Source organism: Azohydromonas aeria (assembly GCF_009760915.1).
Taxonomy (GTDB): Bacteria; Pseudomonadota; Gammaproteobacteria; order Burkholderiales; family Burkholderiaceae_C; genus Azohydromonas; species Azohydromonas aeria.
In genome coordinates this window covers 1-12428 of the sequence record NZ_VIDQ01000042.1, presented here as the reverse complement: position 1 = coordinate 12428, position 12428 = coordinate 1, and the positions used below count along the sequence as shown (strand labels likewise).

At 73.9% G+C, this 12428-nt stretch carries 10 protein-coding genes; 7 read left to right on the top strand and 3 right to left on the bottom strand.

Translation table 11 applies throughout. The features are described 5' to 3' along the window. The first annotated feature begins 3 nt into the window (after nucleotides 1-3). On the top strand, nucleotides 4-1209 hold the full coding sequence (locus tag FJ694_RS21865; RefSeq protein ID WP_157269443.1) for an efflux RND transporter periplasmic adaptor subunit: 1206 nt from the start codon (nucleotides 4-6) through the stop codon (nucleotides 1207-1209). A 127-nt stretch (nucleotides 1210-1336) separates the two neighbouring features. Continuing rightward, nucleotides 1337-1651 (top strand): hypothetical protein, encoded by a 315-nt coding sequence (locus FJ694_RS21860; protein WP_157269442.1) that lies wholly within the window; start codon nucleotides 1337-1339, stop codon nucleotides 1649-1651. A 91-nt stretch (nucleotides 1652-1742) separates the two neighbouring features. On the opposite strand, the gene FJ694_RS21855 is transcribed toward FJ694_RS21860, so the two are convergent. Further along, complete coding sequence (locus tag FJ694_RS21855) at nucleotides 1743-3047, bottom strand: glycoside hydrolase (protein ID WP_157269441.1); 1305 nt, start codon at nucleotides 3045-3047, stop codon at nucleotides 1743-1745. Nucleotides 3048-3608: 561 nt separating this feature from the next. Here FJ694_RS21855 and FJ694_RS21850 point away from each other — a divergent pair. The 5 genes from FJ694_RS21850 to FJ694_RS21830 all read left to right on the top strand — a co-directional run bounded on the left by FJ694_RS21850 (nucleotide 3609) and on the right by FJ694_RS21830 (nucleotide 9018). Beyond that, on the top strand, nucleotides 3609-4667 hold the full coding sequence (locus FJ694_RS21850; protein ID WP_157269440.1) for a 6-phosphofructokinase: 1059 nt from the start codon (nucleotides 3609-3611) through the stop codon (nucleotides 4665-4667). A 232-nt stretch (nucleotides 4668-4899) separates the two neighbouring features. Then, nucleotides 4900-5367, top strand: coding sequence for a Tse2 family ADP-ribosyltransferase toxin (locus FJ694_RS21845; RefSeq protein ID WP_157269439.1), 468 nt, complete (start codon nucleotides 4900-4902; stop codon nucleotides 5365-5367). Nucleotides 5368-5405: 38 nt separating this feature from the next. Next, a complete protein-coding gene (locus tag FJ694_RS21840) occupies nucleotides 5406-5627 on the top strand; it encodes a Tsi2 family anti-toxin (RefSeq protein ID WP_157269438.1) in 222 nt (73 codons plus the stop codon). 175 nt (nucleotides 5628-5802) lie between these two features. Further along, complete coding sequence (locus tag FJ694_RS21835) at nucleotides 5803-6663, top strand: ABC transporter substrate-binding protein (RefSeq protein WP_157269437.1); 861 nt, start codon at nucleotides 5803-5805, stop codon at nucleotides 6661-6663. 21 nt (nucleotides 6664-6684) lie between these two features. Continuing rightward, the gene (locus FJ694_RS21830) at nucleotides 6685-9018 is read left to right on the top strand and encodes a sensor domain-containing diguanylate cyclase (protein WP_157269436.1); all 2334 of its coding nucleotides are present in this window, start codon (nucleotides 6685-6687) and stop codon (nucleotides 9016-9018) included. A 31-nt stretch (nucleotides 9019-9049) separates the two neighbouring features. On the opposite strand, the gene FJ694_RS21825 is transcribed toward FJ694_RS21830, so the two are convergent. Then, entirely contained in the window at nucleotides 9050-11269 is a 2220-nt protein-coding gene (locus FJ694_RS21825) for a hybrid sensor histidine kinase/response regulator (RefSeq protein ID WP_198320932.1), read from the bottom strand. Nucleotides 11270-11369: 100 nt separating this feature from the next. Further along, nucleotides 11370-12311: an SDR family NAD(P)-dependent oxidoreductase gene (locus tag FJ694_RS21820; protein WP_157269434.1), complete on the bottom strand. Its 942-nt coding sequence runs from the start codon at nucleotides 12309-12311 to the stop codon at nucleotides 11370-11372. Nucleotides 12312-12428: the final 117 nt, after the last annotated feature.

The window sequence follows — 12428 nt, the reverse complement described above, 5'->3', positions numbered from 1 at the left end:
CTCATGAAGCGAAAGACGTGGCTGCTGGGCGGACTGGGCACGGCCGTGGCGCTGGCGCTGCTGGGCTGGGCCTTTGCGCCGCGCCCGGTGGCGGTGGAGACGGCGGCGGTGGCGCAGGGGCGCTTCGAGACCGCCATCGAGGAGGACGCGCGCACCCGCGTGCGCGACCGCTACGTGGTGGGCGCGCCGCTGGCGGGCGTGCTGCAGCGCATCGCGCTGCGCGAGGGCGACGCGGTCGAGCCGGGCCAGGCGCTGGCGCTGCTCACGCCGCTGCCGCCGGCCCTGCAGGACGAGCGCACGCTGCGCGAGCAGCAGGCGCGGCTGGGTGCGGCGCAGGCCGCGCGCGAGCGCGCCGCGGCGCGCCTGGCGCGCGCGCAGGTGGGGCTGCAGCAGGCGCGCGCCGAGGCCGGGCGCAGCGAGGAGCTGATCCGCCAGGGTTTCGTGTCGCTGTCCAAGCTCGACAACGACCGCCTGGCCGTGGAAGCCGCGCGGCGCGACGTGGACGCGGCCGAGCAGGACCGCCGGGTCGCCCTGCATGACGAGGAGCAGGCCCGCGCCGCGCTGGCCGCCGTGCGCGGCGGCGGTGGGGAAGCCGGGCGCGGCGTGGTGCTGCGCGCGCCGGTGGCCGCGCGCGTGCTGCGCGTGAACCAGCCCAGCGAAGCGACGGTGGCCGCCGGCGCGCCGCTGCTGGAGCTGGGCGACACGGCGCGGCTGGAGGTGGTGGCCGAGCTGCTGACCACCGACGCGCTGCAGGCCGCCCCGGGCAGCCGCGTGCTCGTCGAGCGCTGGGGCGGCGCCGGCGTGCTGGAGGGCCGCGTGCGGCTGGTCGAGCCCGGCGCCTTCACCAAGGTGTCGGCGCTGGGCGTGGAGGAGCAGCGCGTGCGCGTGCTCATCGATTTGACGGGCGACCCGGCGCGCTGGAGCGCGCTGGGCGACGGCTACCGCGTGGGCGTGCGCATCGTCACGCAGTCGGTGGAGGGCGCGGTGCAGGTGCCCGTGGGCGCGGTGTTCCCGGTGGAGGACGAAGGCGTGCTGGCCGTGTACCGCGTGGAGGGCGAGCGCGCCCGGCTGCAGCCGGTGGAGGTGGCGGCGCGCAACGGCGCGCAGGCCTGGATCAAGTCGGGGCTGCAGCCGGGGCAGGAAGTGGTGGTGTACCCATCGGCGGCCTTGAAGGACGGCGCGCGGGTGCAGCGGCGCAAGGTGTCGTGACAACCGCCGCGCGGCGCGCCGCGCCGAGGTTGCGCTCCATCAAGGCGCGCCGGCCCGGGCTTCCTAGAGTGGGGCCATCCCCGGCAGTCCTGAGAGGAGCGCGGCGCCGGGCGCCGCGGCAAGCACCATGATCAAGTTCCAAGACTTCGAGATTTCCGAGCAGCCCACCCTGGGCGAGCTGCGCGACGAGCGGCTGCAGCGCGTGCGTGCGCGGCCCGACGGCTATCACTGGATCGACGTCAACGGCCACCAGGAGTTCGGCCCCTTCGCCACGCTGCAGGCGGCGCTGGACGACATGGACGCCCCGGCCGAGCCGGCCTTCGACGACCCGGACTGCATCGAGGACGCCGGCGCCGCCGAGCTGGGCCTGGAGCTCGAAGCGGCCGGCCTGGGCGACGACGGCTTCGAGGACGCGGCCTGGGCGCTGGTGGCCGAGGCCTGAGCCGGTCGCCCGGCCTTTTCCCCTTCCGTTGGCCGCACCATGAAAAAGCGGGCCCCGAGGGGCCCGCCTTGCCGTGTGTGCCGTGCCGGGCTCAGAGCTTGGGCACGCAGGAGGTGAAGGTGGCCGGGCAGGTGGTGGTCAGGCCGCCGGCGGCATCCTTGGGCATGGCCGAGGACTTGAAGAACTGCAGCGCTTGCGGGTAGGGCGAGGGCGTGCCGATGAACGAGCGCGTCCAGAACATGTAGTTGGCGTTGAGCCGGGTGCGGCCGAAGCTGTAGAGGTCGGCGATCTTCGGCGGGTTGACCGGGCCGCGCTGCACCGTCGTCTGGTAGTTCTCGGGCTGCACCGACGGGCCGATGGGCACCTGGCCCTTGGCCGGGTCGTACATCGGATAGACGCGGGTGTTGTGGTCCCAGTCCTCCAGGAAGATGTCCGGCCCGCCCAGCCCGACCTTGCTGTTGACCATGTTGGCGATCAGGCCCGGCATGTAGGGGCGCGGGAAGTTGATGAACTGCATCACCACCGTGTTCGGGAAGGCCTGCTTGGTGGCCGTGTTCACCCGCGCCAGGTTGGCGAAGTAGGCGTCGAGCTGCGCGGCGGTCGGCGGCACCAGCGCGTTGCCGATGGCCGTCTCGTTGAAGGTCACGCCCTCGAAGGCGTTGTGGCCGTTGTAGCGCTGGCCCAGCGCGGTGGTCAGCGCGATGAGGCGGTCGCGCACCTTGGCGTTGTGCAGTGCGGCGTTCTCGCCGTAGCGCGTGCTGCTGTCGATGGCCTCGCGGGCGCCGATCAGGATCTTGTAGGCGCCGCCCTCGTACTCGGCGGTGCGCAGGTAGTCGGGCACGGCGCGGCCGCCGGGGGTGAACACCTTGGTGCCGACCATGATGAACAGCCGCTTGTTGGCCGCGGCCATGGCGGCCAGGTCGCGGTCGATCTTGGAGAAGTCGTAGACGCCCTTGGCGGTTTCGAGCTGCGCCCAGTCGTAGCGCAGCAGCAGGCCCTTGACCTGCGGGATGTCCTTGATCTCGCTGAGGATCTGCGCCACGGTGGCCGGATCGCGCTTGCCGGTGGCGATGTAGTGGCCGGGGTTCCACTTGGTGCGGGTGTCGGTCGCCAGGTTCATGGCCGTCTCGCGGGCCGCGCGGCTGAGCTGGCTGGTCAGGAAGGCCTGCTCGGTGGCCGGGTCCTCCGCCAGTTCCCAGGCGGCGGGCAGCGCGCGCGGCGCCGCGGCGTCCTCGGCGGACTGCGCCATTTCCGCGCCCGCGCCTTGCGCGGACGTCACGGCGGCGGTGGTGTCGTCCTCGGCGCCGCCGCCGCAGGCGGCCAGCATCACGGCCATCGAGACCAGGGAGGCCGCCATGGCCGGGCGACGGAACGGCAAAAGATTCAGGGTGTTCATGGTTGAAACTCGCGTCATGGGGGCTGCTGAAAACCTGTGTTGCCCGCTCTTGTTTTTTCGATCAGGCGGCCGCCGGCCCATGAAGGAAATTCACCCTTCATCCGCCGCTGCGCCCGATGCGTGGTTTGTTGATATTCAAGGCAATGCACCCCCTGTTTCGGCCGCACGGCAACCGCCATGAATATGAAAGCAAGTTGTGTGGTGTTTCTTTAGTAACCTGATGTATAAGCCTGTTGGTGGACTTTTGAATCCGTGAAGCAGGCTGCCGGGCGGAATGGGCCCGGACCGGTGGCCGGGATATTGATTTATGTCAGCAGGTCGGAGGTTTGCGCCTGGAGTATGGAGGGCGCGGCCGGCCGGTCCGGATACAGGAATGCATTTCGGTTATCGGCCTGCGCGGCGCCAGCTTGAGGATGCATCCGTGCCGGCCGGGAGGCCTCGTTCACGCGGACTGCTGCCTGCCGCGGGGCCGGCGCCGGGGCCTGCAAAGCCCACGCCCGTGGCAGCGGGACCGGCCACGGCGGCACACTGCCGGGCTCTTGGCATCAGGGGAGCATGCGCATGCGAGTGGGAGTGTTGACCGGCGGGGGCGACGGGCCGGGGCTGAACGCGGTGATCCGCGCGGTCACGAAGTCGCTGATCCACCAGTGCCGGGCGCAGGTGGTGGGCATCGAGGACGGCTTTGCCGGGCTGCAGGAAGGGCGCGTGCGCCAGCTCGACTGGCGCGCGGTGAGCGGGCTGATCCACCTGGGCGGCACGGTGCTGGGCACCAGCAACCGCCACAACCCGCTCATGGACGGCGAGGAGGGCGTGCAGCGCGTGGTCGAGAGCGCGCAGGCGCTGGGGCTGGACGCCGTGGTGGCCGTGGGCGGCGACGGCACCATGGCCATTGCGCACGCGCTGTGGCGGCGCGGCCTGGCGCTGGTGGGCGTGCCCAAGACCATCGACAACGACATCAGCGGCTGCGAGCGCAGCTTCGGCTTCGACACCGCGGTGGCGGTGGCCACCGAGGCGCTGGAGCGGCTGCAGACCACGGGCCAGGCGCACGGGCGCGTGATGGTGCTCGAGACCATGGGCCGCGACGCGGGCTGGATCGCGCTGGAGGCGGGCATCGCCGCGGCGGCGGACGTGATCCTGCTGCCCGAGATCCCGTACGACGTGGAGGCGGTGGCCGCGGTGTGCCGCGAGCGCGAGGCGCGTCAGCGCTTCACCGTGGTGTGCGTGGCCGAGGGCGCGCGCGAGCGCGGCGGCGACGTGGTGGTGCAGGAGATCGTCGCCGGGCGCGACGAGCCGGTGCGGCTGGGCGGCATCGCGCACGTGCTGGCGGCGCAGCTGCAGGCGCGGCTGTCCAGCGAGGTTCGCGCCACGGTGCTGGGCCACGTGCAGCGCGGCGGCGCGCCCACCGCCTTCGACCGCGTGCTGGCCACGCGCTACGGCAACGAGGTGGCCAACCTCGTGCTGCGCGGCGAGTTCGGCCGCATGGTCACGCTGCGCGACGGCGCCTTCACCAGCATCGCGCTGGACGCCGTGGCGGTGGGGCGCCGCTGCATTCCACCCGATCACCCGCTGCTGCGCTGCGCGCGGCAGATCGGCGTCCACCTGGGCGATGCCGGCGGCTGAGGCAAGAACGGGGAACGCCGGTTCCTTCTTGCGCCGCATGGAAGCCGGAGCCGATTTGTTTCCACGGCGCTTCAAAGCATGTTCAACGCCGGCTGCAATTGAAAGGCGCTTGAAAGGTGATTGAAGGGCGATCGGGCAATGATTGGAAAGGGGGGTTCGCCGCGCGGGGCCTCTCGCGTTCCGGGCGCGAACTGGTTAACCTGACACCTCCTGCATCGGGGAGGTTCAGGCGATGGCAAGAACTCACACGAATCTATATCGCTCGATCGAAGGCGATCAATTCGGGGCAATAACCGTCGGCATTTATCCGGGAGACGGCATTCTCGATCCGTGCTGGGAGGCGAAGAGCCGCTACAGCAGCGCGCTGCGGTGCATGGTTGCCGGTTGCGCCGAGGCGACGGTGGTGTTGGGAAACACGAATCCCGAAATCCTGGAAGGCAGCGGTCCCCTGCTGCGCGATGTCCCCGGCTGGTGGCCGGTTCGGGAATTCTGGATTCCCGAGGGTACCGAGTATTCCGACGAGTTGCTGATACGCAAGGACAAGGAAAGGCAGGTTTGTCCGGGCCAGCCGGCGCTCGAAGGGCATCAATATCGGATCGAGCCGCGCACGCGCATGCCGCTGCTCGCGTTCCGGCGGCACCTGGACAATTTCGCGCGCGCCGCCGTGGCGCGCCAGCGCGAGCTGATCGGGCAGCGCTGAGCCCGCCGCCGCAACCGCCGACCGCGAGGAGACCGCGCATGACCGACCTCACGCCCCAGACCCTGGTCATCGCGATCCAGGCCGTCGCCGCCCGGGTGCGCGCGCTGCGCGAGGCCGTGGCCGCCGGCCAGGCGCAGCCGCAGGAGCTGGCGCTGCTCGAAGACCACCTGCGCGCCGCCGGCGAGCTGGAGCTGGCCTATGACTTCGCCGCGCTGACGGTGCTCAACCTGCCGCCCTACGAGGAGTTGACCGGCGACTGACGCCGGCGCCGGCGCTGGCCGCCGCGGGTTTCCGGCGGTTTCCGGCGCGCGGCGGCCTCCGTGTTTGAAGCATGTCAATTCGGTCACGCGCCGGCGGGCCGCCGGGGCCGGGCGGGCCTCAATTCCCGGGCGCGGCGGCCGATAGGGCGGGGTTCCGTTCCACCGCAACGCGCCGATGTTCTCCTTCCTGCTTCGCCTGGCCTGCACCGCAGTCCTGGCCGTGCCCCTGGTCCAGGCCGCACCTGCCGCCCAGGCCGTGCCTGTCGCTCAGGCCGTGCCTGTCGCCCAGGCCGTGCCTGCCGCCGAGCCCGCGGCGCGCCTGGAGCGCGTGCGCCAGGCCGGCGCGGTGCGGGTGTGCATCTGGCCCGACTACTACGGCATCTCCTACCGCCACCCGGTGACGCGCCAGCTCAGCGGCATCGACGTGGACCTGGCGCAGGCGCTGGGCAAGGACCTGGGCGTGGCGGTGCAGTTCGTGGACAGCAGCTTCGCGCGGCTGTTCGACGACGTGCTGGGCGACCGCTGCGACGTGGCCATGTTCGCCATCGGCGTCACGCCCGCGCGCCAGGAGCGGCTGCGCTTCACGGCGCCGCACCTGGCCAGCGACATCTACGCCATCACCACGCGCAGCAACCGCGTGATCCGCAGCTGGGACGACATCGACCGTCCCGGCGTCGTGGTGGCCGTGGCGCGCGGCACGCTGCACGAGCCGGTGATGCGCGAGCGGCTGCGCCAGGCGCGGCTGGCGGTGCTGGACACGCCGCACGCGCGCGAGCAGGAAGTCGAGTCCGGCCGCGCCGACGTGTTCATGACCGACTTCCCCTACAGCCGCCGCATGCTCGCCGGCACCGACTGGGCGCGGCTGGTGGCGCCCACGGGCACCTTCCACGTCACGCCCTACGCCTGGGCCGTGGCGCCGGGCGACGAGGCCTGGCTGCGCCAGCTCGACGCCTTCGTGGCGCGCATCAAGCGCGACGGGCGGCTGCTGGAGGCCGCGCGCCGCCATGGGCTCGACCCGATCGTCATCGGGCGCTGAGCCCGTGCCGGAAGCGAGCTGATGCCGATCCTGATGCGCACCGCGTGGAGCCGCCTGGCCGACGTGCTCATCGTCGCCGCCATCGTGCTGGTCGCCCTGGCGGCGCTGGGCGCGCTGCTCTACCACGGCCGGCGCCTGGAGCTCGACCAGCTGGAGTCGCACCGCCGGCTCGCGGTGCTGGAGGCGCGCCACAACGCCCACCTCTTCGGGCAGACGCTGAGCGCGGTCGAGCTGTCGCTGCGCGGGCTGCTGCAGGCCGAGGCCGAAGCCGAGGCCGGGGCCGGGGCCGGGGCCCATGCCGGCGGCGCGGCGGCACCGGCCGGGACGGCGGCCGCGGCCGCGCGCGGCCAGCGGCTGCACGAGCTGCTGCGCAACGCGCCGCACCTGCGCTCGCTGTCGCTGCTGGACCGCCATGGGCTGGTGCAGGCCAGCACCAGCCCGGCCAACGTGGGCGTGCGCGTGGACCTGGCCGGCTGGCTGCCCGAAGCGGACCCCGACTCGGCCGAGCCGCTGCTGCGCCTGGGCCGCGCCCATGCCGGGCGCGACCTGGCCGAGGGCCGGGCGCTGGCGGCCGACGCCAGCATCGGCGCCGACGTGGGCTTCGTGCCGGTGATGCTGGGGGGCGGGCCCGGCGGGCAGGTGGTGGTGGCCACGCTCAACGTGGACTTCTTCCTGAACCGGCTCATGGCGCGCGAGGCCGGCGCCGGCTGGGCCGTGGACGTGCTGCGCTGGGACGGCGCGCTGCTGCTGAGCACGCGCGAGGCGGCCGAGCCCGGCTGGCGCCAGGCCGGGCAGGCGCTGGTGCAGCGCTGGCACGACGGCGCCGAGGCCGGCGACCTGGTGCAGACCGTGCCCGGGCGTGGCGCGTGGATCACGGCCTGGCGCGGCGACCGCGCGCGGCCCTTTGCCGTGGTGGCCCGTGTGGAGCAGGCCGCGGCGCTGGCCGACGCGCGCGAGGAAGCCCGGCGCCGCGCCCTGGTGCTCGTGCCCCTGATCGCGCTGGCCGCGCTGGCGCTGCTGCTGGGCTGGCGGCTGCTGCGCCGCGACGCGCTGCGGCGCCTGCACGGCCAGGCCGAGCAGGCCGCGGGGCTGGCGCGGCTGCTCGACGCGCTGCCGGCCAGCGTGCTGCTGTTCGGCGCCGACGGCCGGGCGCTGGCCCTCAACCAGGACTGGCGCGACATGGCCAGCGACGCCGCGCTGCCGGCCGGGGAGCCGCAGGCGCTGCACTACGGCGCGCTGGCCGGGCTGTACCGGCCCGGCGACGGCGAGGGCACCCCCGCGCTGGAGGCCGGCATCGCCGCGGTGCTCGCGGGCCGGGACGAGGCTTTCGAGGGCGCCTACGAGGTAGCCACGGCGCGGGGCCCGCGCTGGTTCCGCGTGCGCGTGCGGCCCTTCCTGCGCGAGGACCAGCGCTGCGCGCTGCTGCTGCAGCACGACATCACGGCCGCGCGCCGCAGCGCCGAGGCGCTGCGGCTGAACGGGCGCGTCTTCGCCATCAATGCCGAGGCCATCCTCATCACCGACGCGCGCAACCGCATCGTCTCGGTCAACCCGGCCTTCACCCGCATCACCGGCTACGCGGCCGAGGAGGTGCTCGGCCGCACGCCGGCGCTGCTGTCCTCGGGGCAGCACGACGCGGCCTTCTACCAGGCGATGTGGCGCGAGCTGCTGGCGCAGGGCAGCTGGTGCGGCGAGATCGTCAACCGGCACAAGTCCGGCGAGCTCTTCACCGAGTGGCTGACCATCACCGTGGACCGCGACGCCGAAGGGCGGCCCAGCCATTTCGTGGGCGTGTTCCAGGACATCACCGAGCGCAAGCGCCACGAGGCCGAGCTGCAGCGCCTGGCCACCACCGACGAGCTCACCGGCGTGCTGAACCGGCGCGCCTTCCTCGACGAGGTCGAGCGCGAGCTCGCGCGCTTCCAGCGCCACGGCCATGCCGGCGCGCTGCTGATGCTGGACCTGGACCATTTCAAGCAGGTCAACGACCGCCACGGCCATGCCGCGGGCGACGCGGTGTTGGTGCAGGTGTGCGCCGCGCTGCGCGAGCGGCTGCGCCGCAGCGACCGCATCGGGCGGCTGGGCGGCGAGGAGTTCGCGCTGCTGCTGCCCGAGACGCCGGCCGAGGGCGCGGCCGTGCTGGCGGAGTCGCTGCGCCGCGAGGTGGCGGCGCTGGAGATCGGCACCCCGGCCGGGCCCCTGCGCGTGACGGCCAGCATCGGCGTGGCCGCCTTCGCCGCGAGCGAGGCCGATGCCGCGGCGCTGCTGGGGCGCGCCGACCGGGCGCTCTACGCGGCCAAGGCGCTGGGACGGAATCGGGTGGCGCGGGCGGGGGAAGGGGCGGTGGCGGGGTGAGGCGGCGCCTGGAGCCGGCGTGGCCCGCCCGCTACGCCCCCGTCGCCGCGCTGCCACCACCGCCGCCGCCGCTGTCCTCGCCCCCGCGCTGCCCGTCCCGCGCCGCCCACGCCTCCAGCACCGCCTGCTCGAAGCTGCGCAGCTCGAAGGGCTTGCGCAGGAAGCCGTCGAAGCCGGCGGCCGCGGCGGCTTCGCGCGTGCGCGCGTCGCCGTAGCCCGTCAGCGCGATCAGCACCGGCGCCGGGCTGGCGCGCAGCGCGCGGATGCGCCGCGCCACCTCCAGCCCGTCGATGCCCGGCAGCCCGATGTCCACCAGCGCCACCTCCGTCTGCTGGCCCTGCACCAGCGCCACGGCGCTTTCGCCGTCCACCGCGCACACCACCTGGTGACCGGCCAGGCGCAGCAGCGAGCCCGTCATCTCCTCCACGTCGCGGTTGTCCTCCACCAGCGCGATGCGCAGCGGTTTCAAACGCATCACCGCCTCGGGCGCGGCGGGGTCGGCGTCTTCCTCCACCAGCAGCGGCAGCCGCACCGTGAACGTGGCGCCGCGGTCGGGGCCGTCGCTGTGCGCCTCGACCGAGCCGCCGTGCAGCTCGATCAGGCGCCGCACCACGTGCAGCCCCAGCCCCAGCCCGCCCTGGGCGCGGTCGATGCTGCGCTCGCCCTGCGAGAAGGGCTCGAAGATGCGCGGCAGCAGCTCCGCGGCCAGCCCGCTGCCGTCGTCGGCGAAGCTCAGCTCGGCCTGCCCGGCGTGCTCGCGCAGCCGGATGCGCAGCTGCCCGCCTTCGGGCCGGGCGTATTTCGCGGCGTTGTCCACCAGGTTGGAGACGATCTGCTCGATGCGCGTCTCGTCGGCGCGCACGTGCAGCGGCGCCAGCTCCGCGGCGTCGATGCGCAGCTGCGCCGTGCGCCCGGCCTGCTCGAAGGCCTGCAGCACGCGCCGCACCGCCTGCGCCAGGTCCAGCGGCACCATCTCCAGCCGGATGGTGCCGCTGGTCAGCCGCGCGGCATCGAGCAGCTCGTCAACCATGCGCACCATGTGCCCGACCTGGCGGTCGAGCACCTCGCGCGCGCGCCGCTCCATCTCGGGCGTGACGCGCGGGCTGCCCAGCACGCCGGTGGCCGAGCGGATCGCCGCCAGCGGGTTGCGCAGCTCGTGCGCGAGCATGGCCAGGAACTCGTCCTTGGCGCGCGCCAGGCGCTCGGCCTGCGCCAGCGCCTCGGCCTGGTCGGCCAGCGCCTGGCGCAGCGCGCGGCGCGCGGCCTCGGCCTCGCGGATGGGCAGCCGCCCGGTCTCGGGCTGCATGTGCCCGTCCGACTGCGCCAGCGCCGCCAGCGGCTCCAGCGAGTCGATGATGCGCCGCGCCACCGTCAGCGCGATCCCGAGCGCCAGCAGCACCGTCACGGCCAGCCCGCCGGCGGTCAGCAGCGCGGGCAGCTGCAGCGCGGCCTCCGCCGTCTCGGCCGGCACGCCCGTGCTCAGCACCCAGTCGGCGCTGCGCAGCCGGCTGAAGGCGGCGATGAAGCGCTGCCCTTCCAGGCCACGGACCTCGAAGGTGCCTTCGGCGCGTCCCTTGGTGCGCTCCCAGAAGGCCGGGCTGGAGGGCTTGCCGACCCACTGGTCGTGGTTGAGGGTGCGGGCCACGATCGTGCCGTGGCGGTCGTTGAGCGTGAGCGTCGCGCCCTCGGCCACCGGGTAGTCGCGCAGGAACGCCAGCCAGGCGCGGTCGTCCATGCGCGCCACCACGGCGCGCTCGACGCGGCCGTCGCGCACCACGGGCGTGGCGATCCAGGTGGAAAAGCCCGCGCCGCCGGGCGCGGGCACGAGGTCGGAGAGGACGGTGGCACGCGAGGCCTGCAGCTGCGCCATCGTGGCGGCGTCCACCGCCAGCGGCTCGGCGCTGCCGGCGCGGCGCACGGCCGCCAGCTCGTGGCCGCGGCCATCGACCACGCCGGCCACCGACCACAGCGGAAAGCTCTTGAGCAGCCGCTCCAGCAGCGCCTGCGACTCGGCGCCGCCGGGCGCGGCGTCGGCCGCGCCGCCGGCAATGGCCAGGCTCTCCAGCACGCGCGTGGTGCCCTGGATCTCGTTGTCCAGCGCCAGCCGCAGCGCGCTCACGCGCTCCTGGTAGCGCTGCGCATGCGCCTCGCGCTGCGCCTTGCCCAGCGCGTGGATGGACGCGCCCGCCAGCAGCGCCATCGGCGCCACCACGGCGGTCATCATCAACACGAGCTGGGGACGGATGCGCATGCGAGGCTGCCTCCGGGGGCCGGGAACCGGACGGGGCAGCCTAGCACCGCGGCGGGCGGCCGACAGTGCGGAAGGCGCCATGGCGGCGCCTTCCAGGGCCTCAGACCGTCACGTGCCCGCGCCGCGCGCTGGGCCCGCGCAGCAGCCACCACGCGCTCAGCAGCGCGATGCCGCCCACGGCGCCGGCCACGGTCTTCATCTTCCGCTTGGCCTCGGCCGCGGCCTGCGCGCTGCCCGGGGCGGCCTGCTTGGCATGCGCGCGCGCCAGCGCCGGCCCCGGCGTGACGGTGGCCGCGGCCACCTGCAGCTTGTTCTTCAGCCCCGTGACCACGCCGGGCTTGCCCGAGAACAGCGCCTCCAGGCCCTGGCGCGCGACCATGGCCGCGTCGTCCTTCTTCATGGTGCCCACGGCGGTGTCGAGCAGGTCGGCGCGCTCGAAGAACTTCGTCTCGGTGGGCCCGGGCATCAGGCAGGTCACGGTCACGCCGCAGTCCTTGAGCTCCTCGCGCAGCGCCAGCGCGAAGGAGTCCAGGAAGGCCTTGGAGCCGTTGTAGACGGCCTGGTAGCTGCCGGGCATGTAGCCGGCGATCGAGCCCGTGATCAGGATGCGGCCGCTGCGGCGCTCGCGCATCTGGCGCCCGACCTTCTGCAGCAGCGCCAGCGTGCCGGTGACGTTGGTGTCGAGCACGTGGCGCGCGGCCTCGAAGTCCTGGTCCAGGAAGCCCTTGCCCAGGCCGTGCCCGGCATTGGCCAGCAGCGCGTCCACCGGGCGGCCTTCGGCCGCGGCGAAGAGCTTCTCGACGCCCTCGACCGTGGACAGGTCGGCCTGCACCGAGCGCACCTCGGTGCCGTGCGCGCGCAGCTCCTGCGCCTTCTGCTCGATCTCGCCCTCGTCGGCGGCAATCAGCAGGTCGTAGCCGCGCTCGGCGCAGCCGCGCGCGAGCTCGAAGCCGATGCCCGAGGACGCGCCGGTGACGACGGCGAACGGGCGCGAGGCCGGGGTGGAGGACGGGGCGGTGCCGGACAGCGTGGAGGTGTTCATCAGAGGGCTCCTCTTGGATGGAGTGGATCGGGGAGCCCCTGTCGGCAAGCGCCGCGCCCGCCCGCCGCCCGCCGTCCGCCGCCCGCGCGCGGCTCAGGCCGGCTCGGGCTCGGCCGG

Coding starts and splice junctions, on each gene's coding strand:
- FJ694_RS21850 (WP_157269440.1), top strand. CDS start 3,609: ATGCGAGTGGGAGTGTTGACCGGCGGGGGCGACGGGCCGGGGCTGAAC.
- FJ694_RS21825 (WP_198320932.1), bottom strand. CDS start 11,269: ATGCGCATCCGTCCCCAGCTCGTGTTGATGATGACCGCCGTGGTGGCG.
- FJ694_RS21820 (WP_157269434.1), bottom strand. CDS start 12,311: ATGAACACCTCCACGCTGTCCGGCACCGCCCCGTCCTCCACCCCGGCC.
- FJ694_RS21835 (WP_157269437.1), top strand. CDS start 5,803: ATGTTCTCCTTCCTGCTTCGCCTGGCCTGCACCGCAGTCCTGGCCGTG.
- FJ694_RS21830 (WP_157269436.1), top strand. CDS start 6,685: ATGCCGATCCTGATGCGCACCGCGTGGAGCCGCCTGGCCGACGTGCTC.
- FJ694_RS21840 (WP_157269438.1), top strand. CDS start 5,406: ATGACCGACCTCACGCCCCAGACCCTGGTCATCGCGATCCAGGCCGTC.
- FJ694_RS21845 (WP_157269439.1), top strand. CDS start 4,900: ATGGCAAGAACTCACACGAATCTATATCGCTCGATCGAAGGCGATCAA.
- FJ694_RS21855 (WP_157269441.1), bottom strand. CDS start 3,047: ATGAACACCCTGAATCTTTTGCCGTTCCGTCGCCCGGCCATGGCGGCC.
- FJ694_RS21865 (WP_157269443.1), top strand. CDS start 4: ATGAAGCGAAAGACGTGGCTGCTGGGCGGACTGGGCACGGCCGTGGCG.
- FJ694_RS21860 (WP_157269442.1), top strand. CDS start 1,337: ATGATCAAGTTCCAAGACTTCGAGATTTCCGAGCAGCCCACCCTGGGC.